Raw genomic sequence first — 21,833 nt, 5'->3', positions numbered from 1 at the left:
CCGGAGGAAACATGAAGTACGCCTTAGGCGCAGTACTCTATTACTGGCCAAAAACCGATATTGAAGCTTTTTATCAGGCCGCAGCCGACAGCAGCGCCGATATTATTTATCTTGGTGAGAATGTTTGTACCAAACGCCGCGAAATGAAGGTTGGTGATTGGCTGGCTCTCGCCAAAGAAGTTGCCGCCAGCGGCAAGCAAGTGGTGATTTCCACCTTGGCGCTGCTGCAAGCACCATCAGAGTTAAATGAGCTCAAGCGCTATGTGGAAAATGGCGAATTCTTGCTGGAAGCTAACGATTTGGGTGCAGTGAATATGGCTGCGGAGCGCGGTTTGCCGTTTGTCGCGGGTCATGCCCTGAATTGCTACAACGCCTATACCCTGCGCATTTTACACCGTCAGGGCATGATGCGTTGGTGTATGCCGGTTGAACTCTCCCGCGACTGGCTGGCGAATGTGCTGCAACAGTGTGAAGAGTTGGGTTTCCGCAATCAGTTTGAGGTGGAAGTGATGGGCTATGGCCATCTCCCGCTAGCTTATTCTGCCCGCTGTTTTACTGCGCGTTCAGAAGATCGGGCCAAAGATGAATGTGAAACCTGCTGCATTAAGTATCCGCAAGGGCGGCCGGTGCTCTCGCAAGAAGACCAGCAAGTCTTCATTCTTAATGGCATTCAGACCCAAAGTGGCTACTGCTATAACCTCGGTAACTCTCTGATTTCCATGCAAGGCTTAGTGGATATTGTTCGTCTTTCACCGCAAAGCATCGAGACGCTGGCAGTGATTGACCAATTCCGGGCGAATGAGTTGGGGTTGAACCCGCTGACTCTGGCGGATAAAGCAGATTGCAACGGCTACTGGCGACGGCTTGCCGGATTAGAGTTAGTTCCCTAGCACGTTACCGGGCGCAGTATCTCGCCCGGTTTTTAATTATTTGACCGCCGATTTCCCTCGCAGCAATGCCCGCAACTCCACACGGTTACGTAATACTCCCACGCTAATCCCGATCAAGGTATAAATTGCGCCTAACAATAATAAAATCAGCATATCGCCCACCACATCTCGCAGGGACAGCCCCATCTGATTGACCCCAGCAATAGCTTTAGTCGCCCAAGTTGAGGGAAGCATGGAAGAGATAGCCCGCACCCACCCCGGCATCGCCTGTAGCGGCCAAATCGTGCCAGAGATGTAAAAAATCGGCATGGTGACAAATGAAAGTGTCAGATAGATCATTTCAACACTGCGCAGACACTCAGTCACCAGCTTGCCCAACCCCAGCACCGCCAGCAAGAATGGGAAGGTCAACAGCAGCACCTCGGGAATTGATGCTGTCTGGCGATAGCCCAATAGCCACGGCCACAGCACAAACAACACAATCGATAAAAATAACCAGATAGGGAGCAGTGCAGAAAGCCCGCCCAGATAAACGGGAATCGACGGTTTCCCCGACGGTGCACTCTTCATGGCGATACTGACGCGCACACAGGCAATCAATAATGAGTGTTGCAACAACATGACCAACAGGCCGGGGAAAATGATGGCGGCAAAGCTGATTCCGGGGTTAAATACCTCCAGAATCTGCCCGCGAATCGGGGTTAACAGCACTTCCGCCTGACCGGGAGTAAAGCCACTGCGTAATAACAAACCGCTGTTATATTCATTCAATAATTGTTGATAAGCGGCGACCACATCCTGCTGGATCTGCCCGTTAGCCAGACGGTTAGTGGCATCGCCATAAACCGGGATCACAATACTTTCGCCATTGAGGATCTTTTTCTCCAGATCCGTCGGCATTATGATCACTGCAAATAATTTCCGCCACGCCAGATCCCGCTGAGCATCCGGCAAATTGTCATAAGTTTTGATGGAAATTTTCGAGGTGGCATCTAACTGGCGAATCAACTGGCGGCTGGCGGTGCTATGGTCTTGATCCACTACCGCCACCGGCAGATCCCACACAGTACGATTGGCATATACCATACTCATCACGCACAGTGATACCAACAGCATCAGCCACATAGGCTTTTCCAGCATCCCCATCAACACCCGGCTGAATGTCTGCCAATAGCTCTTTAAGCCACTGTTCATCAGATAGTCTCCTGCTTTTGCAGCCGGATCAGCAGGCGATTACGTACCAGCAGAGAAATGACCAGCGGGTAAACCAGCAAAATGGCACAGACGCTGAAAATAGCACTGGCCGGTACCTGGCGCAGGAACACATCAAACATGGCATAGAGCGCATGGGTCAGTGGTTCAATATTGGAAATAATACGAGCGGGTAATGGCATCGACAGCTCAGGCACCGCCATACCAGAAAAGGTTAACGCGATACTGACGATAATCCCAATCAAGCTGTAGGCAGTAATTGCGCTACTGGTAAATGTGAAGAGCAACACCCCAATGCTCTGGGCAGCCATGACATAAAAGAAGCCAATCAGGGGCATAAATAGCGGATTGCCACTGACTCTAGCCCCAAAGAACCCCACCAGCATCGCAATCTCTACCATCAATAACGTGGTAAAAAACAGGGTATAAGGTGCCAATTTGCCCAGCAGCGCCAAGCTGAAAGGTTTGGCGGTCAATAATGCTTTACTGCGAGCCAAAACATAAATCATCCAGGTGATCACGAATAGCTGCAATAAATGGATAGTGGCGGCAAACTGCTGATAATAGATATAGCTGCCACTGGCATTGAACAAACTGCCATAAGAGAGCGTCACATTGGCCAGCGGTGGTAAGGTTTCCCCCATTTCGCCAGCAATAATAGTGCGGAAAGTGGTATTGGCTTCGGTTATCAAACCACTGAAGTCTTGCGTGGAATATAAACCAGCCCCATAAAACAGTGCATTGTAATACAGCACGATGCTGGGCTGACGGCCTGCCAGAGCATCAGCTTCAAAATCAGTTGGAATATAAAGTAAGGCATAATCTTGTGCGCTACGCAGACGGCGCAGGGCTTCATCTAATCCGCCCTCATAGGTCACGACATGCGCGTGAGAGCCAGCATCCAGCTTGCGAATCAATGATCTGGATAGCGGCGAATGGTCGTTATCGACCACTGAAACCGGTAAATCCAGCAAAGTCCCTTCAGAAAAATTGCTACTGATTAAGATAAACAGCAACAGTGGGAAGCACCAACTGAGCCAGTGAAACACCGGGCTGCGAAATGCCGAACGGGTTTCCTGACCAAAATAGCGACTAAAACAGCGCCAGCCAGCCTGTATTCTGTCGATGACTCTGCCTCTGACCTTTGCCACTTACTCTTTCCACTGCCAGAGCGCGCTCATTCCTGGTCGCAGACCCTCAACAGGTTCCGCAGGATAGAGGCGAACTTCAAAGGTTTTCAGATCAAAATCACCGGTGGCGCGGGTTGCGCGCTTGGTGGCATAGTCCCCCAACGGGGCGATATAGCGCACTTCGGCCATAATTTCTTTATCTTTCAAAGCCGGTACGCGCAGTGAAATTTTATCCCCCTTGCGCACATCAGCCAGAATATCTTCACGCAAGTTAAAGACAAAATAAGCCTGCGGCAGGCGAATTAATGTGAGTAACGGGCTGGAGGCATTGAGCAATTCACCAACTTCCGCCGGGATCGGGCCAACTTCACCGGCGACCGGGGCGCGCACCTGTAAATCGTCGGTTTGTGCTTTCAATTGCGCTAAATCTTCTTCGGCCTGACGAACAGCAGCAGCGTATTTATCACGTAACTCAACGCGATCGCCATGCAAACCTTCATCCAAATTAGCCTTAGCGGCCTGAACCTGCTGATAGGCAGTATCTTTGGCGCGGCGTGAATCTTCCAATTCAGAGGCAGAAATAAACCCTTTAGCCGCCACACTATTATTGCGGTTATAGGTATGGAGCGCATTCTCATATTCTGCCTGCGCCTGTGCCAAACTGGCCCTTAAATTGCGGATGCTCTCTTCTCGCGTGCCATGCAGCGATTCATCCAACTGCGCCTGAGCTTGATCACGAGCCGCTTCCAACCCAGCTAATTGGGCCATCAGTTCCGGGCTTTCTAACGTGATCAACAATTGCCCGGCTTTAACGTCATCGCCACGTTCCACATGGCGTTCAATCACCCGGCCTTTGGCTTTTGACGACACAATAACTTCCGGTGCATCCACTTCGCCCTGCAATAACAGGTTTTGGTTATGGGCCCGGAATAGCACCGCCATGGAGATCACCACGACCACTAACAGCAGGGTAAATAACGTTTTTTTCTTCATAGGTTTAATAGTCCTTTAATCGCCGCATTTATTACCCCTTCGGCACTCACTATTTATATTATGCTGCTATAGGTAATAGCTTTGCATTTTATGTCATTTTTTGTACGCGAATAAATGCGGTTATAACCCAATATAGCTTCAAAAATATGTTTGTAAATTAATGTGTTCGCCCTTCAAGCGACTCGACATGAGATTAAGATGGACGATTCTATGACTGATAACAATGTATCTGTGGCTAATAACAAGCCTGTACCGCTTTCTGTACTCGATTTATCCCCCATAGCCGAGGGTAAAACTCCGCGAGATGCATTTCATGCCTCGCTGGATCTGGCTCAACATGCTGAAAAGTGGGGATATCACCGCTACTGGCTGGCTGAACATCATAATATGACCGGCATTGCCAGTGCCGCGACGTCAGTACTGATTGGCTATATTGCCGGTGGCACCAGCACCATTCGAGTGGGTTCCGGTGGAGTTATGCTGCCTAACCATTCGCCATTGGTCATTGCCGAACAGTTTGGTACCCTCGCCTCGCTCTATCCTGATCGCATCGACCTCGGCCTTGGCCGGGCTCCCGGCAGTGATCAGCGCACGATGATGGCTTTGCGTCGCCATCTATCTGGCGAGGTAGATAACTTCCCATCAGATGTTCGTGAACTGCAAGCTTACTTTGCAGAAGTGCAACCCGGACAAGCGGTGCAAGCTGTCCCCGGCCAAGGTTTGCATGTTCCACTATGGTTACTGGGATCTAGCCTGTATAGCGCGCAACTGGCTGCAGCCATGGGCCTGCCCTTTGCTTTTGCTTCGCATTTTGCTCCAGACATGTTGTTCCAGGCGCTGAAATTGTACCGGGAAAACTTCAAGCCATCAGCCCAGTTGTCCAAGCCTTATGCCATTGTCTGCGTGAATGTTGTGGCCGCAGACAGCGAACGTGACGCCCGCTTCCTATTCACCTCGATGCAGCAGCAGTTTGTTAACCTGCGCCGTGGGACACCGGGCCAGCTACCACCACCAGTTGAAGATATGGAGACCATCTGTTCGCCAGCCGAACAGTTTGGTGTTGATCAGGCGCTGCGCCTATCCATCATTGGTGACAAAAGCAAAGTCCGGCACGGCCTTCAGTCATTATTGCGAGAAACCCAGGCTGATGAACTGATGGTAAATGGCCAGATTTTTGACCATCAAGCTCGCTTGCATTCATTTGAGATTGTCGCCAGTTTGCAACCAGATTTGCAATCAGCTGAACGCCTGTAATCTGTTGTTGAATTGAATGTCGCAGACATAAAAAAACCAGCCCGAAGGCTGGTTTTTATGTTTAATCATCAAGATGACTGAACAAATATTTTCTTCATATTTGCAACGAAGTCTATATCCATGGCAGTAGCGTAGCCAATAAGGGTATCAATCGTTGGGGAAGACTCACCTTTTTCGAATTTGCTTATCGCCTGCCGGCTTACACCAATACGCTTCGCAATATCAACTTGCGTCAACTGCTTGGATTTTCTCACTTCGATTAAGTTATTAAGCAGTGTCTTACGTTGCATCACAATGGCATAGGCTTTTGCGGTCTCTTCGTCTTGCAAAAGCTCAGCTCGAACATCATCCCAAGAGTGCAGTTCCAGATCACTTTTCATAACCACCTCTTTTTATAGCTAATTTACTTCTCAAGCTGTGCTCGAAGGAAGTCTTGGTATCTACGTAATCCAAGTGCTTTGCTAGAGTCTGGTGCTTTATTGGTTTTCTTTGCAAATATATGAGTAATAACGTAGAGGCCATCAAAGTAATGAAAATAAAACCCTCGAAGCCAATGGCTTCTACTCTGGGCTTTAAGCTCATACATATTGCCCTCAACCTTCTCCACTTTTGGAATACCAGAAGCGGGTCCATAACGTTCAAAGTCATCAATAGCGGCTAAGAACTCGGCTCGATTTATTGCATCTAAGTTGCTTAACTCTCTTCTTGCCAAGCCTAACAGCCTGATAGGAAAGTTTTTTCGCCGTTTATAATTTTGGCCATCCTTGCCATAATGTCAACCTATTGGTTTACTTTGATGGTATCTATCGGTGGCTCAAATTAACAAATGCGCATGAGCAAAACAAAGAACAACCTCTATATAACGGTAAAATCAGACATAAAAAAACCAGCCTGAAGGCTGGTTTTTATGTTTAATCATCAGAGATGACTAAGACTTATGCATCACCGAAACGACGACGCGCTGGTGCTGGAGCAGCAGGTGCAGCGGCATCATCACGACGTGGTGCAGATGAACGTTGAGCATCACGTGGTGGACGACGCTCGCCACCAGCGGCTGGAGCACGATCGCTGCCGAATGAACGACGAGGAGGAGCACCGGCACCATCACGACGTTCGCCACCGAATGAACGGCCACCGCCACGACGCTCACCACCGTTACCGCCAGCTGGACGCTCACGGCGCTCATGTGGCTGTGCATCACCCAACAGCTGCATGTTCAGCGGCTTGTTCAGGATACGGGTACGGGTGAAGTGAGATAACATTTCACCCGGCATGCCTTTTGGCAGCTCGATAGTTGAGTGGGAAGCAAACAGCTTGATGTTACCGATATAACGGCTGCTGATATCACCTTCGTTAGCGATAGCGCCAACGATATGACGAACTTCAACACCATCATCACGGCCCACTTCAATGCGGTACAGTTCCATTTCGCCAACATCACGACGTTCACGACGTGCTGGGCGCTCGCCACCATCACGGCTGTCAGGGCGGCTGTCACGACGGCTGTCACCACGATCACGGTCACGGCCACGATCGCTACCACGGTCATCGCGAGAATTGAATTCGCGCTGTGGACGACGTGGAGCTTCTGGTGGCAAGATCAGCGGACGTTCGCCCTGTGCCATTTTCAGCAGTGCAGCAGCCAGAGTTTCGATATCAAACTCTTCTTCTGGTTGCAATTTAGCCAGCAATGCACGGTACATATCCAAATCACTGCTTTCCAGCTGTTGGCTAACTTTAGCAGCAAACTTAGCTAAACGACGCTCGCTCAGCAGTTGTGCATTTGGCAGCTCAACTTCAGGGATAGTCAGCTTCATGGTACGTTCAATGTTCTGCAACAGACGACGTTCACGGTTCTCAACGAACAGTAACGCACGGCCAGCACGACCTGCACGACCGGTACGGCCGATACGGTGAACGTAAGACTCTGAATCCATAGGGATATCATAGTTTACAACCAGGCTGATACGCTCAACGTCCAAGCCACGTGCAGCAACGTCAGTTGCAATCAGGATATCCAAACGGCCATCTTTCAGACGTTCCAGAGTCTGCTCACGCAGGGCCTGGTTCATGTCGCCGTTCAGTGCAGCGCTGCTATAACCGCTACGCTCAAGGGCTTCTGCAACTTCCAGAGTGGCGTTTTTAGTACGGACGAAAATGATCGCCGCATCAAAATCTTCAGCTTCAAGGAAACGAACCAGTGCTTCGTTTTTACGATAGCCACCGCCCACTTTCCAGTAAACTTGGCTAATGTCAGGGCGAGTCGTCACGCTAGACTGAATACGTACTTCCTGTGGCTCTTTCATAAAGCGACGGGTAATACGGCGAATCGCTTCAGGCATAGTCGCAGAGAACAGCGCAGTCTGATGTTCAGCTGGGATCTGAGCCAAAATATTTTCGACGTCTTCGATAAAGCCCATGCGCAGCATTTCATCTGCTTCGTCCAGCACTAAACCTTTCAGGTTGGACAGATTAAGGGTACCGCGTTTCAGGTGGTCTAACAGACGACCTGGGGTGCCAACAACAACTTGTGGCCCCTGGCGCAAAGCGCGTAATTGAACGTCATAACGTTGGCCGCCGTACAGGGCCACAACGTTAACGCCTTTAATATCTTTAGAGAAGCTAGTTAATGCTTCAGCAACCTGAATCGCCAACTCACGGGTTGGAGCCAGTACCAGCACCTGTGGCGCTTTCAGTTCTGGGTCAATGTTGTGCAACAGCGGAAGCCCGAAAGCAGCAGTTTTACCACTACCGGTTTGCGCCATACCAAGAACATCGCGACCGTTCAACAGGTGTGGAATACATTCCAATTGAATTGGAGATGGTTTTTCGTAACCCAAAGCAGTAAGGGCGGAAAGAATAGGAGCAGACAGCCCCAAATCAGCAAAAGAGGTTTCAAGCTCAGTAGTCATGTACACGTGCCTCATTAATAATGGCAGCCAGTCTACATAACTCGTCGAGAAAATTTTCAGTCATTTTCATTGAAAAGTGTGAACCGGCTCAAATTAGATTATAAAACGAACAAAAAGGCCATCACCCGTTAAGGTGATAAACATTGGTAAAAAACCAAGGTATATCAGGCTAATAGTTGTTCGTCAGCTATTGCTGGTCCGATTCCGATAGGTCGTCTTGTTCTTGGCCCAAAAGCGCCAATTCCAACAATGCATAGCGGTGCTCAACAAAGTTATGAACGTTGTTAGCTACCGTCAGTTTGAACAGCGCCGAAGCGGTGTCCTTGTCCCCCAGACTTAGGTAATGTTTACCTAAATAGAAGTCAGTTTCACTGAGATGCTCAGCGAGCGAAGTGTTATCCGTTGCATCTGCCTTGAGCCTTTCCATCAGCGTTTTTTCGCTGATCGTGCCCAAGTAGAATTCGACAATATTCCATCCCCATTGCCCTCTGTCCGATTTTTCATAGCGCTGTTGTAACGCTACTGCAGCTGCCTTGGGATCGATTTCTCTTTCCACCAGATACAGCCATAACGAACGGAAGGGATCATTTGGATCGTCTTGATAAAACGCCTGCAGATCATCCTGCGCCAACGGGAGTCGACCGCCATAATACAGAGCGATACCCCGGTTTAAACGCGCGTAATTGTAAGTTGGATCAAGCTCTAGTACAGAATCAAACGCTTCATAGGCAGCATCAAAATTGCCTGCCTGCGTTAAATAAATGCCCAGATAGTTGAAAACTTCTGGCATATCAGGACGAATAGCTAACGCTTGCGAAAAATCATTTCGCGCTAGTGCCCGTAGCCCGAGGCTATCATACAGCACTCCGCGCTCATATAAAAGCTGTGCGCGCTCATCATCCGTAAGTGCCCGACTTGCAAGGATTTGTTCCATGCGAGCCAGAATCACTTCCTGCTGCAACGTAGGTTGCAACGGGATTGCCAATACCTCGTCTTTACGCCAATCATGGTTGCTGCATCCTGCCAGCATGAGTGCTGTCACAACGTAACACCAGCGCAAGAAAGGCTTCATTTCCTACTCCCGAAGACAAACATTGGATAAATATCCTTTCATCCATTTGTTTAACACAAGAGCATCCTGCCCTCGAGATAACACAGCTCCCCACTAATGAGTAAGGAGCTGTGGAATACTAAATTACTCTGCTGCTTCTGGTGCCGGTGCTTCTGCGTCAGGAGTAGTGGCTTCTTTGATGCTCAGGCGGATACGGCCCTGACGATCAACTTCCATTACTTTCACTGGCACTTCTTGGCCCATTTGCAGATAGTCAGTCACTTTCTCTACGCGCTTATCAGCGATTTGGGAAATGTGAACCAGACCTTCTTTACCGCCGCCGATAGCAACAAATGCACCGAAATCAACGATACGAGTAACTTTACCCGCATAGATACGGCCCACTTCGATTTCAGCAGTAATTTCTTCAATACGACGGATAGCGTGTTTCGCTTTATCGCCGTCTGTTGCTGCAATCTTAATGGTACCATCATCTTCGATTTCAATCGTGGTGCCAGTTTCATCAGTCAGTGCACGAATCACAGAACCACCTTTACCGATCACATCCTTGATTTTCTCAGGATTGATTTTCATGGTGTAGATACGTGGAGCAAACTCAGAGATATCGCCACGAGGTGTGCTGATAGCCTGTTCCATAACACCCAGAATGTGCAGACGCGCACCCTTAGCCTGGTTCAGAGCCACCTGCATGATTTCGCGGGTGATACCTTCAATTTTAATGTCCATTTGCAGTGCGGTGATACCGTCACGGCTACCGGCCACTTTAAAGTCCATGTCGCCCAAGTGATCTTCGTCACCCAGAATGTCAGACAGAACCACAAAGTTTTCTTCATCTTTAACCAGACCCATTGCGATACCTGCAACAGCGGCTTTAATTGGCACACCTGCATCCATCAGGGCCAGAGAAGCGCCACAGACAGAAGCCATTGAGGAAGAACCGTTAGACTCGGTGATTTCAGAAACCACACGTACAGTGTAAGGGAATTCGCTCGGGCTTGGCATCACTGCCATCACACCGCGTTTCGCCAGACGGCCATGGCCAATCTCACGACGCTTCGGTGAACCAACCATACCTGTTTCACCAACAGAATATGGAGGGAAATTATAGTGTAGCAGGAATGAGTCAGTACGCTCACCCATCAGCTCATCAATATTTTGCGCATCACGAGCCGTACCCAGTGTTGCGGTAACCAATGCCTGAGTTTCACCACGGGTGAACAACGCAGAACCATGGGTACGAGGCAAGACACCAGTACGCACATCCAGGCCACGGATCATGTCTTTTTCGCGACCATCGATACGTGGTTCGCCACGTAATACACGGCTACGAACAACATCTTTCTCAACGCTGCCCAGGATATCCTGAATTTCCGCAGCATCTAAAGTATCGTCTTGCGCCAAAAGTGTGTCAGTGACGTCAGCTTTGATAGCATTGACTTGTTCGTAACGCTCTTGTTTCTCAGTAATGCGATAGGCATCACCCAGACGAGTTGCAGCCAATACAGCAACACGCGCATGCAGCTCTTCGTTAACAACTTCTGGCTGCCAATCCCACTTAGGTTTACCTGCTTCGGCAACCAGTGCATTGATGTTTTCAATCACAACTTGCTGTTGTTCGTGGCCGAAGACAACCGCGCCCAACATTTGATCTTCGGACAAGATGTCTGCTTCAGATTCAACCATCAATACCGCAGCAGCAGTACCGGCAACAACCAAGTCCAGACGGCTTTCTTTCAGCTCGTCAGTGGTTGGGTTCAGTACGTACTGGTCGTTGATGAAACCAACGCGAGCAGCACCGATAGGGCCGTTGAATGGAATGCCTGACAGGCTCAGCGCAGCTGATGCACCAATCAGTGCCACGATGTCTGGGTTAACTTGTGGGTTAACAGAAACAACGGTCGCAATAACCTGAACTTCGTTCAGGAAGCTGTCTGGGAACAGTGGACGAATCGGGCGGTCAATCAGACGTGAAGTCAGTGTTTCGCCTTCACTTGGGCGGCCTTCACGACGGAAGAAGCTGCCTGGGATACGGCCAGCAGCGTAAGTACGCTCCTGATAGTTAACAGTCAGAGGGAAGAAGCTCTGGCCTGGTTTAGCTTTCTTTTGGCCAACAACAGTAACGAATACTGCGGTGTCATCCATGCTTACCATTACAGCAGCAGTTGCCTGGCGAGCCATCATGCCAGTTTCAATAGTGACGGTATGTTGGCCGTACTGGAATTTACGAATAATCGGAGTCAGCAAAGTAGTATCCTTATACTATATGCGGTGCCGGATCGTATTGACGATCTCATCCACCTGTTACTAATACCTTCACACTGCATCCTCGCGACTAATGACAATCCTTAACTCTGATTGAGTTAAAGTCTCTCATTAGCCGCGCGAACCTCTGCACCGGAAGATCCTATTTTATAAAAATATAAAACAACAACAATAATATACTAGCGTATTTTATCATTGCTCTTAGAAAAAAGGGGCCAATTTGGCCCCTTTCTCCCGAAACTCGCAGACTTAGCGACGCAGACCCAGACGCTCGATCAGGGAAGCATAACGCGCTACATCTTCACGCTTCAGGTAGTCCAGCAGCTTACGACGCGTGGATACCATACGCAGCAGACCACGACGACTGTGGTGATCTTTTTTGTGCTCGGAGAAGTGACCTTGCAAATGGTTAATTTGAGCAGTCAACAGAGCAACCTGAACTTCGCTTGAACCGGTGTCATTGGCACCGCGACCGAAGTCAGCAACGATTTTAGCTTTCGCTTCAACACTTAGAGACATGATACAACTCCAAATATATAGATAAATTAAGACAGGCGCCGATCTCTAATTCAGCAACCCAATATGTAAGCCGCACTATTCTACTCTTTGAACTGCGGGATCGCAAGAAAGGCCGCTTGGGCTTACTCCGCGTATTCCACAACCAAACGCTTCGGAGCGACACGGCCATCCTCTGCAATGGTGCCAATACCAATGAAATTATGCTCTTCGCCTTCAGTGATACGCACCATACCTTCACCAGGAGCACCTGATACATGCACCGGTTGCCCTTGCTTAACATACGCAGCAACCGCGGGTAACAGATTGACTTCAGGGAAGTTTGAGACTGCGCTGTCCATCGGCAATAACAGCAAATCTAGCTCAGGATTAGGTGAACGCCCTTCTGCCTGTGCGGTTTCAACCATGGCCGTCAATTGCTCTAAAGTTACCATGCGATCACTGGGGTAAGTGGCCACTTGCAATCGACGCAGATAACTCACATGAGCACCGCAACCTAACAATTCGCCCAGATCATCAATGATTGTGCGAATGTAAGTTCCTTTAGAGCAATGAATTTCCAGCTCAAGATCGTTGCCTTCCCAGCGGATAAACTGCAATTCGTAAACCGTAATACTGCGAGCTTCACGTTCTACTTCAATCCCCTGACGGGCATATTCATACAACGGCTTACCCTGATGCTTCAGTGCAGAATACATGGACGGCACTTGCTGGCTATCGCCACGGAAACTATCCAGAGCGGCATCCATCTGCGCCTGAGTCACATTGACTTCCCGCTCACTGATTAACGCGCCTTCGGCATCCGAAGTATCAGTGCGCTGCCCTAAACGAGCAACAACCCGATAACGTTTATCTGAATCGAGCAAAAATTGGGAAAACTTGGTCGCTTCACCCAGGCAAATAGGCAGCATACCGGTTGCCAGTGGGTCAAGCGCACCGGTATGACCTGCACGGTTAGCACTAAAGAGACGTTTTACTTTTTGCAAAACGTCATTAGAGGAGAGGCCCAGCGGCTTATCCAATAACAGAACGCCGTTAATGTCACGGCCGCGACGACGTGGACGACCCATTACTTCTCCTCGTCGCTACCTGGATTAACCTGACGTTCTACATCATTTTTGATGACGTTAGTCACCAGGTTAGACATCCGCATCCCTTCAATCAGAGAGTTATCATAAGCGAAGGTCAATTCTGGCACGATACGCAAACGCATCGCTTTACCCAGCAGAGTACGGATATAGCCGGAAGCATCTTGCAGTGCTTTAATGCCATTTTTAACCGTATCCGGATCAGCGTTATCGGTTAACACATTCAGGAAGGTCACAAAGACTTTAGCGTACGCCAAATCGCGGGACAGTTCGATGCCAGACACGGTAGCCATGCCAACACGAGGGTCTTTGATTTCACGCTGTAGGATGAGAGCGATCTCTTTTTGCATTTCCTGTGAAACGCGCTGAGAACGGCTGAATTCTTTTGCCATTTGGATTCTCCAGACAATTTGGGGGGCCAAGGCCCCCCAAATGGATATAAGCAAATCAGAGGTGGTTAAGCGATGGTACGTTTGATTTCGATAATTTCGAATACTTCGATCACATCACCAGCACGGACGTCATTGTAGTTCTTAACGCCGATACCACATTCCATACCATTACGAACTTCGTTAACGTCATCTTTGAAGCGGCGCAGGGATTCCAGCTCGCCTTCATAGATAACCACGTTGTCGCGCAGAACACGGATTGGATTGTTACGCTTAATCACACCTTCAGTCACCATACAACCAGCAATGGCGCCAAATTTCGGTGATTTAAATACATCACGAACTTCAGCCAAACCAATGATTTGCTGTTTGTATTCAGGTGCCAGCATACCACTCATCGCCTGCTTAACTTCGTCGATCAGGCTATAAATAACTGAGTAGTAACGCAGATCCAAGCCTTCAGTTTCAACGACACGACGCGCTGAAGCATCAGCACGGACGTTAAAGCCAAGGATGATTGCGCCAGAAGCTGCTGCCAATGTTGCATCAGTTTCGGTGATACCACCAACGCCTGAACCAACAATGCGAACTTTCACTTCATCGGTAGACAGTTTTTCCAGTGAATCACAGATAGCTTCACAAGAACCCTGTACGTCAGACTTGATGACGATATTCAGTTCAGAAACTTCGCCTTCGGTCATGTTAGCAAACATGTTTTCCAGCTTGGATTTCTGCTGACGAGCCAGCTTAACTTCACGGAATTTGCCCTGACGATACAGTGCAACTTCACGCGCTTTTTTCTCGTCACGCACTACGGTAACTTCGTCACCAGCAGCCGGAACACTGGACAGACCCAGGATTTCAACTGGAATAGACGGACCCGCAGACGTGATATCACGGCCCAGCTCGTCACGCATCGCACGCACGCGGCCATACTCAAAGCCACACAGTACGATATCGCCTTTGTTCAGAGTACCTTGTTGAACCAGCACGGTAGCAACTGGGCCACGGCCTTTATCCAAGAAGGATTCGATAACCACACCGCTTGCCATGCCAGTACGAACTGCTTTCAGTTCCATGACTTCTGCTTGCAGCAGAATTGCTTGTAGCAAGTTATCAATACCCGTACCGACTTTCGCAGATACCTCGATGAATGGAACATCGCCGCCAAAATCTTCGGATATGATACCGTGTTGAATCAATTCAGTTTTAACACGGTTTGGATCAGCAGCTGGCTTATCGATTTTGTTCACTGCTACCACAACCGGCACGTTCGCTGCTTTGGCATGCTGAATAGCTTCGATAGTCTGTGGCATCACGCCATCGTCAGCTGCAACAACCAGCACCACGATATCAGTCGCTTGAGCACCACGAGCACGCATTGAAGTAAATGCGGCGTGTCCTGGAGTATCCAGGAAGGTGATCATGCCGTTTTCAGTTTCAACGTGATAAGCACCGATGTGCTGAGTAATACCACCGGCTTCACCTGATGCCACTTTCGTGGAGCGGATGTAATCCAGCAGAGAGGTTTTACCGTGGTCAACGTGGCCCATGATGGTCACCACCGGAGCGCGATGCTCGGCAGCGGCTTCAGCGCCAGTATCACGGTCGCTCATCAGTGCTTCTTCCAGTTCGTTTTCACGACGCAGAATCACTTTGTGGCCCATCTCTTCAGCAACCAGCTGGGCTGTTTCCTGATCGATAACCTGGTTAATGGTTGCCATTGCGCCCAGTTTCATCATTGCTTTGATGACCTGAGAGCCTTTAACAGCCATTTTGTTTGCCAATTCAGCAACAGTTACTGTCTCGCCAATGACGACGTCGCGGTTAACTGCCACAACAGGCTTGTTGAAGCTCTGCTGCAAGGTGCTTGGTTTACGTTTGCCTTTACGGCCAACAGCACGTGCTTCTTCGCGATCAGCTTTAGACTCAGAGAGTTTATTGCCTTTCTTCTGCTTAGTTGCTTTACCACCACGAGTGCGGCTACGGCGATCACCTTCAACTTTGGCGTCGTTTTCATCTTCCGCGGCGCGCGCATGTTGTGAAGTGGTCACATGGTAATCAGCAGATTCAGTCTGCTCTGCCACAGGTTCTGGCCATTTACCTTCGTTTTCGGCTGCCATTTTACGGGCTTCCTCAGCAACGCGTTTAGCGTCTTCTTCGACCTTACGGCGTGTTTCTTCTTCTACAGAGCGTTTCAGCTCGGCAGCTTCAGCTTCACGGCGTGCTTTATCAGTCTGAGCTGGCTTGGTTTTTTCGTCGGTTTGTTGATTCGTCACTTTTTCTTTTTCCGCTGCTTGGCGTTTAGCTTTTTCAGCGGCCTCACGTTTGGCTTGTTCTTCGGCCGCTCGTTTAGCTTTTTCTTCAGCGATTTTCTGCGCTGCTGCTTCCGCTTCACGTTGTGCCTGCTCTTCCGCTTCACGCTGTGCCTGCTCTTCCGCTTTCGCTTGTTCAGCTTCCGGCGTATTTACATAAGTGCGTTTCTTGCGGACCTCGATTTGCACCGATTTACTTTTTCCGCCGGTGCTCGGAATATTCAAGGTGCTACGCGTTTTGCGTTGCAGCGTGAGTTTGTTAGGCGCACTACCGTGTTCACGGTTTAAGTGTGCCAGCAGTGTCTCTTTTTCTTGCTGGGTAACTGAGTCTACTTCAGACTTCTTGATCCCTGCATCAGCAAATTGCTGTACCAGGCGATCAACTGGGGTCTGAATCTCAGCTGCCAGCGATTTTACGGTTACATCTGTCATGCTGTTCCTTCCTGCTACAGTTTATTACGCGTTATCGCCAAACCAACAGATATTACGTGCAGCCATAATCAGCTCGCCGGCTTGCTCATCGCTAAGCCCTTCAATATCTGCCAGATCGTCGATACCCTGCTCGGCAAGATCTTCCAGCGTACACACACCGCGCGCAGCCAATTTGAATGCCATGCTACGTTCCAGACCCGCTAAATTCAGCAGATCATCAGCGGGTTTTTGGTCGCCAAGACTTTCTTCTTGTGCCAGGGCCAGCGTGGTCAATGCAGCTTTGGCGCGGTCACGCAGCGCTTCAACCGTATCTTCGTCAAGACCATCGATTTCCAGAAGTTCTTTCATTGGCACGTAAGCCAATTCTTCCAGAGAAGAGAAACCTTCCTCTACCAGAACGGTGGCAAAGTCCTCATCGATATCAAGATATTTGGTGAAGGTATCAATAGCGGCATGAGCCTCGGCCTGATGCTTCGCCTGAAGATCGTCCGCCGTCATTACGTTCAGTTCCCAGCCACTCAGCTGTGCAGCTAAACGCACGTTCTGGCCATTACGGCCGATTGCCTGTGCCAGGTTACTGGCTTCAACGGCAACATCCATCGTGTGTTTGTCTTCATCAACCACAATTGACGCAACATCAGCTGGCGCCATGGCATTAATAACAAACTGGGCTGGATTATCATCCCACAATACAATATCAATGCGCTCGCCGCCAAGTTCGCTGGAAACAGCTTGAACACGGGCACCACGCATACCAACACAAGCACCGACAGGATCGATACGTTTGTCGTTGGTTTTAACCGCAATTTTAGCACGCGAACCCGGATCACGAGCAGCTGCTTTAATTTCGATCAATTCTTCGCCAATTTCTGGCACTTCAATACGGAACAGTTCAACCAGCATTTCAGGGCGTGAGCGGCTCACAAACAGCTGAGCGCCGCGAGCTTCTGGACGCACATCATACAGAACACCACGGATACGGTCGCCTGGACGGAAGTTTTCACGCGGTAGCATGTCTTCGCGGCCAATAACTGCTTCGGCATTATTACCCAAATCCAGGGCAATACTGTCGCGGTTAACTTTTTTCACTGTACCGGTAACAATTTCGCCCAAGTATTGGCGGAACTGTTCAACCACCATAGCGCGTTCAGCTTCACGTACTTTTTGTACGATAACTTGCTTGGCGGTTTGAGTGGTAATGCGGTCAAAAGTGACAGATTCAATTTGATCTTCAACATAATCGCCCAACTGGAGCGAAGGATCTTCAAACTGAGCTGCCTCTATTGTGATTTCACGTGTTGGCATCGTGACTTCGTCAACAGCAACCCAACGACGGAAGGTGTCGAAATCACCGGTTTTACGGTCGATGCTGACGCGAACTTCAATTTCTTGTTCGTATTTTTTCTTGGTCGCTGTCGCTAGAGCGGTTTCCAACGCCTCAAAAATCTTCTCGCGCGGAAGGGATTTCTCATTGGAAACTGCTTCTACAACAGCCAGAATCTCTTTGTTCATCCTAGTTGCCTCATCCAAACTTTAAAAGTGGGGTACCAGGTTCGCTTTCTGGATGTTGCTCAGCGCGAACACTTCATCTTTTCCATCCACAGTAACCGTGATCATTTCACCATCAACGGCTTTGATAATGCCCTGCCATTTACGGCGGTTCTGCATTGCCATACGCAGCACCAAAGTGACTTCTTCACCAAGGTAACGAGTATAGTGTTCAGCAGTGAACATTGGGCGATCAAGGCCCGGAGAGGAAACTTCTAAGTTGTAAGCGACCGTAATTGGATCTTCTACGTCCAATACAGCGCTGACCTGGTGGCTGACATCAGCACAAGCATCAACAGTGATTCCGTCGTCACTATCAATATAGATTCGTAGCGTCGATTGGCGCCCCCGGATGAACTCGATGCCGACTAATTCATAGCCTAAGGCCTCAACCGGTGCTGAAATTATCTCTGTTAACTTTTGTTCTAATGTGGACAAGCCCACCCCCAAGACATAAAAAAAGGGCCTAATAGCCCAGTGATTCTGCTGTCAAATAACAAAAAACCCCGAAATTCGGGGCTTTATGCAACTGGACCCTGTTTGCCGCAAAGCGGCTTCGGTACAACTTTCTGACAAGTATTTTTTTCAAATTGAAATCGAAAGTATCTGAGGTCTACCGAATACAACATTTGAAAAAAAACACTTTAGGAAAGTGGTTGCGGGGGCCGGATTTGAACCGACGACCTTCGGGTTATGAGCCCGACGAGCTACCAGGCTGCTCCACCCCGCGTCCGAAAACGTGGCAAATATTACGTTGATAACGACAAAAAAGCAAGTTATCTGTCTGATTTGGTACCGAGGACGGGACTTGAACCCGTAAGCCCAATCGGGCACTACCACCTCAAGGTAGCGTGTCTACCAATTCCACCACCCCGGCACTGATTCAAATGGTTGTTTTTACTGTTTAAGTCATCACAACCATTTTAAAACTTTCTATCTTTTTTTCTATTTTACTGCTTTTGAAACATTACTGCGGGATATCACTACTCGGCTTAGTCGGAGCTACAGGCGCTGTAGTCTGCTCAGTTTTTGCTGGCTGACCCAAGTTTTCCCATTCGCTACCTTTATTGCCCTGGTTGGTGCTCATATTTCCCAAAATCAAGCTAATGACGAAAAACAGCGTCGCCAATACAGCCGTCATACGGGTCATAAAGTTACCGGAACCATTCGAACCGAACAGAGTTGCAGAAGCACCTGCTCCGAATGAGGCTCCCATATCCGCGCCTTTGCCTTGCTGTAACATGATCAGAGCTACTAGCCCAATCGAAATCAGCAAGAAAATAACCAGAAGAGCTTCGTACATATTTGTACCTGTATCCTTGCGGGTTCACCGCATGCCAAATGCTTCTCACCCATCAAGCGGGGACTTATTCACCCACTTAAGCGGGTGTGAATACTAACCAAAGCGTCTAGTACACGCAAGGGCAATTTCACAACAGAGGTTCATTTGCGGAAAAAAGCGTCAAGTTATTCAACTTCAGCATAATTTAGAGGGGAAGAGTAACTCCCTTCCCCCGCAAAAATGGTTAACCTGCGGCTTTCACTGCATCAGCAATTCGATTCGCCATTTCAGCAATCAGTGATTCTTCCGCATCACCTTCAACCATCACTCGGATTAATGGCTCAGTACCTGATTTACGCAACAGAACCCTGCCACGATCACCCAGCTCTTTTTCAACCTGGCGAGTCACTTCTTCAACTTTCTCTGATTTCAGTGGGTTATGTTCGCCCGAGAAACGCACATTCACTAAAATTTGTGGCAATAACTTCATGCCGCTACACAGATCGTGCAGACTCATATGGTTACGCACCATCGCAGTAAGCACCTGTAAGCCAGCCACAATGCCATCACCGGTTGTGGTTTTATCCAGCAGGATGACGTGGCCTGAGTTTTCAGCACCAATACGCCAGCCTTTTTCCTGCATAGCTTCCAGAACGTAGCGGTCGCCAACTTTGGCACGAACAAAAGGAATGCCTAGTTCTTTCAGCGCCAATTGCAGCCCCATATTGCTCATCAGTGTGCCAACCGCCCCACCTTTCAGTTGCCCCTGACGCAGCCCTTCTCGCGCAATAATATAGAGGATCTGGTCGCCATCAACCTTGTTACCCAAGTGATCGACCATCATCAACCGGTCGCCGTCACCGTCAAATGCCAAACCAACATGGGCACCTTCGGCAAGCACTCGCTGTTGCAGCAAACGAACATCTGTAGCGCCACATTCTTCGTTGATGTTCATACCATCAGGCTCACAACCAATGGTAATCACGGTTGCGCCCAATTCACGCAAGACACTTGGCGCGATGTGGTAAGTGGCGCCATTGGCGCAATCGACCACAATTTTCAGCTCATTTAAGCTGAGTTCACTGGGGAATGTCCCTTTGCAAAACTCAATGTAACGCCCCGCGGCATCCACAATGCGGTTTGCTTTACCCAACTCTGCGGACTCTACGCAGGTTAAGGGTTTTTCCATTTCGGCTTCAATGGCTTCTTCCACATCATCCGGCAGTTTAGTGCCGTCAATTGAGAAGAATTTAATGCCGTTGTCGTAGAAAGGATTATGAGATGCCGAAATAACGATACCGGCTTCCGCGCGGAAAGTTCGGGTCAAATAAGCCACTGCAGGTGTCGGCATTGGGCCAGTAAATGAGGCAGATAACCCAGCGGCAGCCAGGCCAGCTTCAAGTGCGGACTCCAGCATATAGCCAGAAATACGCGTATCCTTCCCAATGATAATTTTACGAGAACCATGTCGAGCCAGCACCTTACCGGCGGCCCAGCCGAGCTTTAATACAAAATCTGGCGTAATCGGGCTGTCACCCACTTTGCCGCGAATGCCATCTGTACCAAAGTATTTACGGTTACTCATAATTTTTGTTTATCCCTTCGCTGAAAGTGTTGCCTCGACGATACGCATCGCCTCGACAGTTTCTTTGACATCATGCACTCTGACAATCTGCGCGCCTTGCATTGCTGCAATAACAGCGCAAGCGACACTCCCGATGACCCGCTGTTGTGGCGGGACATTCAACAGCTGACCTACCATCGATTTCCGTGACATCCCCACCAACAGTGGCAATCCAAAATGGTGAAGTTCAGCCAGATGTGCCAATAGCTGGTAATTATGCGCCAGATTTTTACCGAAACCGAAGCCTGGGTCGAGTAACAATTTACTTTTTGCGATACCGGCCGCAACACAACGCTCGATATGGTGCTCAAAGAACTGATTTACATCGGCCATTAAGTCATCGTAATGGGGAGATTGCTGCATGCTTTGTGGTTGCCCTTGCATATGCATCAGGCATACCGGCAACCCGGTTTTTGCGGCGGCATCAAGCGCGCCGGGTTCTTGTAATGAACGAATATCATTAATTAAGTGAGCACCAACACCAGCCGATTCGGTGATAACAGCCGCTTTAGATGTATCAACCGATAGCCAGACATCAAAACGTTTTGCCAACGCTTCTACCACAGGCACCACTCGGTCAAGTTCTTCTTGTTCACTGACTTCAGCAGCCCCGGGGCGGGTAGATTCACCACCAATATCAATCAGCGTAGCACCTGCTGATAACATCAGTTGAGCATGTTGCAGCGCTTTATCAAGATTATTGTGATGCCCACCATCCGAAAATGAATCCGGGGTGACATTCAGGATACCCATAACCTGCGGATGAGTGAGATCCAAAACCCGATCTCTGGCAATTAATTTCATGCAATAGCGCCTTAAAGTGGCAATTCACTTTGATTCTATACAACAGAAAAAGAAAAACCCCGAGCAAGCTCGGGGTTTATATTAATCACAACGCTTTTAGATGCCAACAG

Annotated in this window: 20 protein-coding genes and 2 tRNA genes; 2 read left to right on the top strand and 20 right to left on the bottom strand. The window is 49.1% G+C overall.

Annotation, left to right across the window (positions count from 1 at the left end; all coding sequences use genetic code 11):
* The first annotated feature begins 11 nt into the window (after nucleotides 1-11).
* Nucleotides 12-890, top strand: coding sequence for a U32 family peptidase (locus FTA96_RS12075; protein ID WP_145573880.1), 879 nt, complete (start codon nucleotides 12-14; stop codon nucleotides 888-890).
* A gap of 36 nt (nucleotides 891-926) precedes the next feature.
* On the opposite strand, the gene FTA96_RS12070 is transcribed toward FTA96_RS12075, so the two are convergent.
* The 3 genes from FTA96_RS12070 to FTA96_RS12060 are packed head-to-tail and all read right to left on the bottom strand — an operon-like array spanning nucleotide 927 to nucleotide 4,225.
* Nucleotides 927-2,084, bottom strand: coding sequence for an ABC transporter permease (locus FTA96_RS12070; protein WP_145573878.1), 1,158 nt, complete (start codon nucleotides 2,082-2,084; stop codon nucleotides 927-929).
* Nucleotides 2,084-3,229 carry an ABC transporter permease gene (locus FTA96_RS12065; RefSeq protein WP_050110330.1) on the bottom strand — a complete coding sequence of 382 codons (1,146 nt, stop codon included), beginning with the start codon at nucleotides 3,227-3,229 and terminating at the stop codon, nucleotides 2,084-2,086. Before FTA96_RS12065 ends, FTA96_RS12070 begins: the two co-directional genes overlap by 1 nt.
* Before the next feature lie 24 nt (nucleotides 3,230-3,253).
* On the bottom strand, nucleotides 3,254-4,225 hold the full coding sequence (locus tag FTA96_RS12060) for an HlyD family secretion protein (protein ID WP_050110307.1): 972 nt from the start codon (nucleotides 4,223-4,225) through the stop codon (nucleotides 3,254-3,256).
* Between the two features lie 210 nt (nucleotides 4,226-4,435).
* On the opposite strand from FTA96_RS12060, the gene FTA96_RS12055 reads away from it, so the two are divergent.
* Nucleotides 4,436-5,479, top strand: a complete 1,044-nt coding sequence (locus FTA96_RS12055; RefSeq protein WP_375541930.1) for a luciferase-like monooxygenase — start codon at nucleotides 4,436-4,438, stop codon at nucleotides 5,477-5,479.
* Nucleotides 5,480-5,547: 68 nt separating this feature from the next.
* Here FTA96_RS12055 and FTA96_RS12050 read toward each other — a convergent pair whose 3' ends face one another.
* From FTA96_RS12050 to folP, 17 genes are all read right to left on the bottom strand, one after another.
* Nucleotides 5,548-5,859 (bottom strand): helix-turn-helix domain-containing protein, encoded by a 312-nt coding sequence (locus tag FTA96_RS12050; RefSeq protein ID WP_050110308.1) that lies wholly within the window; start codon nucleotides 5,857-5,859, stop codon nucleotides 5,548-5,550.
* Between the two features lie 23 nt (nucleotides 5,860-5,882).
* The gene (locus FTA96_RS12045) at nucleotides 5,883-6,191 is read right to left on the bottom strand and encodes a type II toxin-antitoxin system RelE/ParE family toxin (RefSeq protein ID WP_235895572.1); all 309 of its coding nucleotides are present in this window, start codon (nucleotides 6,189-6,191) and stop codon (nucleotides 5,883-5,885) included.
* Between the two features lie 223 nt (nucleotides 6,192-6,414).
* On the bottom strand, nucleotides 6,415-8,391 hold the full coding sequence (locus FTA96_RS12040) for a DEAD/DEAH family ATP-dependent RNA helicase (protein ID WP_050146957.1): 1,977 nt from the start codon (nucleotides 8,389-8,391) through the stop codon (nucleotides 6,415-6,417).
* The gene (gene yrbN / locus FTA96_RS23770; RefSeq protein WP_223499600.1) at nucleotides 8,381-8,455 is read right to left on the bottom strand and encodes a protein YrbN; all 75 of its coding nucleotides are present in this window, start codon (nucleotides 8,453-8,455) and stop codon (nucleotides 8,381-8,383) included. The genes FTA96_RS12040 and yrbN overlap by 11 nt, the downstream gene beginning before the upstream one ends.
* 123 nt (nucleotides 8,456-8,578) lie before the next feature.
* Nucleotides 8,579-9,463, bottom strand: coding sequence for a lipoprotein NlpI (nlpI, locus tag FTA96_RS12030; RefSeq protein WP_004707064.1), 885 nt, complete (start codon nucleotides 9,461-9,463; stop codon nucleotides 8,579-8,581).
* Nucleotides 9,464-9,586: 123 nt separating this feature from the next.
* A complete protein-coding gene (gene pnp, locus FTA96_RS12025) occupies nucleotides 9,587-11,707 on the bottom strand; it encodes a polyribonucleotide nucleotidyltransferase (RefSeq protein ID WP_050110311.1) in 2,121 nt (706 codons plus the stop codon).
* 267 nt (nucleotides 11,708-11,974) lie between these two features.
* Nucleotides 11,975-12,244 (bottom strand): 30S ribosomal protein S15, encoded by a 270-nt coding sequence (rpsO, locus tag FTA96_RS12020; protein WP_004707062.1) that lies wholly within the window; start codon nucleotides 12,242-12,244, stop codon nucleotides 11,975-11,977.
* Nucleotides 12,245-12,366: 122 nt separating this feature from the next.
* Nucleotides 12,367-13,311 carry a tRNA pseudouridine(55) synthase TruB gene (gene truB / locus FTA96_RS12015; RefSeq protein WP_145536750.1) on the bottom strand — a complete coding sequence of 315 codons (945 nt, stop codon included), beginning with the start codon at nucleotides 13,309-13,311 and terminating at the stop codon, nucleotides 12,367-12,369.
* On the bottom strand, nucleotides 13,311-13,721 hold the full coding sequence (rbfA, locus tag FTA96_RS12010; RefSeq protein WP_005175393.1) for a 30S ribosome-binding factor RbfA: 411 nt from the start codon (nucleotides 13,719-13,721) through the stop codon (nucleotides 13,311-13,313). Before rbfA ends, truB begins: the two co-directional genes overlap by 1 nt.
* A gap of 65 nt (nucleotides 13,722-13,786) precedes the next feature.
* Nucleotides 13,787-16,465 carry a translation initiation factor IF-2 gene (gene infB, locus FTA96_RS12005; RefSeq protein ID WP_050110313.1) on the bottom strand — a complete coding sequence of 893 codons (2,679 nt, stop codon included), beginning with the start codon at nucleotides 16,463-16,465 and terminating at the stop codon, nucleotides 13,787-13,789.
* A gap of 24 nt (nucleotides 16,466-16,489) precedes the next feature.
* Nucleotides 16,490-17,977 (bottom strand): transcription termination factor NusA, encoded by a 1,488-nt coding sequence (nusA, locus tag FTA96_RS12000; RefSeq protein WP_050110314.1) that lies wholly within the window; start codon nucleotides 17,975-17,977, stop codon nucleotides 16,490-16,492.
* Between the two features lie 21 nt (nucleotides 17,978-17,998).
* Nucleotides 17,999-18,451, bottom strand: a complete 453-nt coding sequence (gene rimP, locus FTA96_RS11995; RefSeq protein ID WP_002222054.1) for a ribosome maturation factor RimP — start codon at nucleotides 18,449-18,451, stop codon at nucleotides 17,999-18,001.
* Between the two features lie 215 nt (nucleotides 18,452-18,666).
* A tRNA-Met gene (locus FTA96_RS11990) sits at nucleotides 18,667-18,743 on the bottom strand.
* Nucleotides 18,744-18,803: 60 nt separating this feature from the next.
* Nucleotides 18,804-18,890: transfer RNA gene (locus FTA96_RS11985), tRNA-Leu, on the bottom strand.
* Nucleotides 18,891-18,980: 90 nt separating this feature from the next.
* Complete coding sequence (gene secG / locus FTA96_RS11980) at nucleotides 18,981-19,316, bottom strand: preprotein translocase subunit SecG (protein WP_004707058.1); 336 nt, start codon at nucleotides 19,314-19,316, stop codon at nucleotides 18,981-18,983.
* 223 nt (nucleotides 19,317-19,539) lie between these two features.
* Nucleotides 19,540-20,880 carry a phosphoglucosamine mutase gene (gene glmM, locus FTA96_RS11975; protein WP_050110315.1) on the bottom strand — a complete coding sequence of 447 codons (1,341 nt, stop codon included), beginning with the start codon at nucleotides 20,878-20,880 and terminating at the stop codon, nucleotides 19,540-19,542.
* A gap of 9 nt (nucleotides 20,881-20,889) precedes the next feature.
* Nucleotides 20,890-21,723, bottom strand: a complete 834-nt coding sequence (gene folP / locus FTA96_RS11970) for a dihydropteroate synthase (protein WP_050146955.1) — start codon at nucleotides 21,721-21,723, stop codon at nucleotides 20,890-20,892.
* Nucleotides 21,724-21,833: the final 110 nt, after the last annotated feature.

It is taken from the genome of Yersinia alsatica, assembly GCF_902170305.1.
Lineage (GTDB): Bacteria > Pseudomonadota > Gammaproteobacteria > Enterobacterales > Enterobacteriaceae > Yersinia > Yersinia alsatica.
This window is presented reverse-complemented; position numbering and strand designations above follow the sequence as displayed.